Origin of the sequence: Streptomyces sp. NPDC049577 (assembly GCF_040675635.1) — a bacterium.
In the GTDB taxonomy this organism is placed as follows: Bacteria; Actinomycetota; Actinomycetes; order Streptomycetales; family Streptomycetaceae; genus Streptomyces.
Map to the genome: position 1 here is coordinate 1 of NZ_JBFAPH010000553.1, position 2,369 is coordinate 2,369.

The following is a 2,369-nucleotide window of genomic DNA, read 5'->3' on the forward strand; positions in this document are numbered from 1 at the left end:
CTCCGGCTGCCCCGGCCGCTCCGGCGCCCGCCCCGGCCCCGGCCGCCGCTCCGGCTGCCCCGGCCCCGGCTCCGGCCGCCGCCGCTCCGGCCCCGGCCGCCCCGGCGACCGACGGCGCGTACGTCACCCCGCTGGTGCGCAAGCTCGCCGCCGAGAGCGGCGTGGACCTGGGCAGCGTCCAGGGCACCGGCGTCGGTGGCCGCATCCGCAAGCAGGACGTCATCGCCGCCGCCGAGGCCGCCAAGGCCGCCCCGGCTCCGGCCGCCGCCCCGGCCGCCGTGGCCGCCCCGAAGGCTCCGGTCGTCGAGGCGTCCCCGCTGCGCGGTCAGACGGTCAAGATGCCGCGCATGCGCAAGGTCATCGCCGACAACATGATGAAGGCGCTGCACGGCCAGGCGCAGCTGACCTCCGTGGTCGAGGTGGACATCACCAAGATCATGCGGATGCGCAACAAGGCGAAGGACGCCTTCGCGGCGCGTGAGGGCGTCAAGCTCTCCCCGATGCCGTTCTTCGTCAAGGCCGCCGTCCAGGCGCTGAAGGCCCACCCGGTCGTCAACGCCCGGATCAACGACGACGAGGGCACCATCACCTACTTCGACTCCGAGAACGTCGGCATCGCCGTCGACTCGGAGAAGGGCCTGATGACCCCGGTCATCAAGGGTGCGGGTGACCTCAACATCGCGGGCATCGCCAAGAAGACCGCGGAGCTGGCCGGCAAGGTCCGCACCAGCAAGATCAGCCCGGACGAGATGTCCGGCGCGACCTTCACGATCAGCAACACCGGCTCGCGCGGTGCGCTGTTCGACACGGTCATCGTGCCCCCGAACCAGGTCGCCATCCTGGGCATCGGCGCCACCGTCAAGCGCCCGGTGGTCGTCGAGACCGAGGAGGGCACGGTCATCGCGGTCCGCGACATGACCTACCTGTCCCTCTCCTACGACCACCGCCTGGTGGACGGTGCCGACGCGGCCCGTTACCTGACGACGGTCAAGCAGATCCTGGAGGCCGCCGAGTTCGAGACCGAGATCGGTCTGTAAAGAACCGACGGCCCACCACGGCTGACGCGGGGCGCGGCCCCGGTTCTCGTACCCGTACGAGAACCGGGGCCGCGCCCTTCGGCGTGTCCGGGCCCGCCGGGATAATGGCCGCGAACCACGCTCGTCCTGAGGAGCACCCCATGGCACCACCCGTCGTCCAGTCGCTGCGCGAGCAGATCCGCGAGCACATCCTGGAAGGGATCGTCAGCGGGCGGTGGCAGCCGGGCGAGCGGATCGTGGAGCGGCGGATCGCGGCCGAGCTGCTGGTCAGCCAGACGCCGGTGCGCGAGGCACTGCGCGAGCTGGAATCGCTGCGGCTGATCGAGTCGGCCCCGAACAAGGGTGTGCGGGTGCGCGACCTGACCGCCGACGACCTCAAGGAGAGCTACCCGGTCCGGGCGGGCCTGGAGCAGGTGGCCGCCGAGCTGGCGGCCGAGGCCCTGGCCGGGGACGTGACCGCGCTGGAGCGGGAGGTCGCCGCGCTGCGTGAGGCGGACCGGGCGCGCGACGGCGAGGCCCAGGTCCGGCACACCGTGGCCTTCCACCGCGAGATCGTCCGGGCCGCCGGGAACTCCGTCCTGCTGCACACCTGGGAGTCCCTGGGCATCGAGGTCTGGACGACGTTGTCGATCCGCTGGCTGAGCCCCGAGCCGCGCGCCCACGCGGAGGAGCACGCGGCCATCACCGAGGCGTTCCGGCGCCGCGATCCGGCCATCGGGGAACTGCTGAAGACGCACGTACTGAGCTGCGCGCCCCAGGTCTGAGCTCTTCTGACCTCCCAGTATTGATCGATCATCGATCAAAGGCGTATCGTCTCCCGTGGAGCCGTCCCGCGCGCCCTGTCCTGTCGCGGAACGGCTCAGGGGTGACGACAGGACCCCGTGCGCCCATCCGTGCCCTGGCTCGGCGGTCGGGCTCCTGTCGTCGTGCCCCGCGCCGCCCGCGCGCCCGGCATCATGGGGCCCATGCGCGCGGCACGACTGATCCAGATGGTGCTCCTGCTCCAGTCCCACTCCTCCCTGACCGGCTCCGAGCTCGCCCGCCGGCTGGAGGTCTCCGAGCGCACGGTCGCCCGGGACGCCCTCGCCCTCTCCGAGGCGGGCATACCCGTCTACGCCGACCGCGGCCGCACCGGCGGCTACCGGCTCGTCGGCGGCTACCGCACCCGGCTCACCGGCCTCGGCCGTACGGAGGCGGAGGCGCTCTTCCTGTCCGGTGTGCCGTCCGCGCTCCGCGAGCCGCCGGCGAGGGCGGGGAAGCGGTTCTCGAAGACGGCGACCTCGTAGTCGGGGGCCGGGATCTCGGTGAGCAGGCCGTCGCGCGAGGGGCACA

General features: G+C 72.6%; 2 protein-coding genes and 1 pseudogene. All 3 read left to right on the forward strand.

Annotated elements, in window-relative coordinates:
* A partial coding sequence (gene sucB / locus AB0K09_RS32500; RefSeq protein ID WP_366068990.1) for a 2-oxoglutarate dehydrogenase, E2 component, dihydrolipoamide succinyltransferase occupies positions 1-1,037 on the forward strand: 1,037 nt, incomplete at its 5' end.
* Between the two features lie 140 nt (positions 1,038-1,177).
* Positions 1,178-1,801, forward strand: a complete 624-nt coding sequence (locus AB0K09_RS32505; RefSeq protein ID WP_366068991.1) for a GntR family transcriptional regulator — start codon at positions 1,178-1,180, stop codon at positions 1,799-1,801.
* A 201-nt stretch (positions 1,802-2,002) separates the two neighbouring features.
* Positions 2,003-2,275: pseudogene (locus AB0K09_RS32510) on the forward strand (HTH domain-containing protein); the annotation flags it as partial.
* Positions 2,276-2,369: the final 94 nt, after the last annotated feature.

Excerpts from the sequence above, each read along its gene's own strand:
- AB0K09_RS32505 (WP_366068991.1), top strand. The coding sequence starts at position 1,178 with ATGGCACCACCCGTCGTCCAGTCGCTGCGCGAGCAGATCCGCGAGCAC.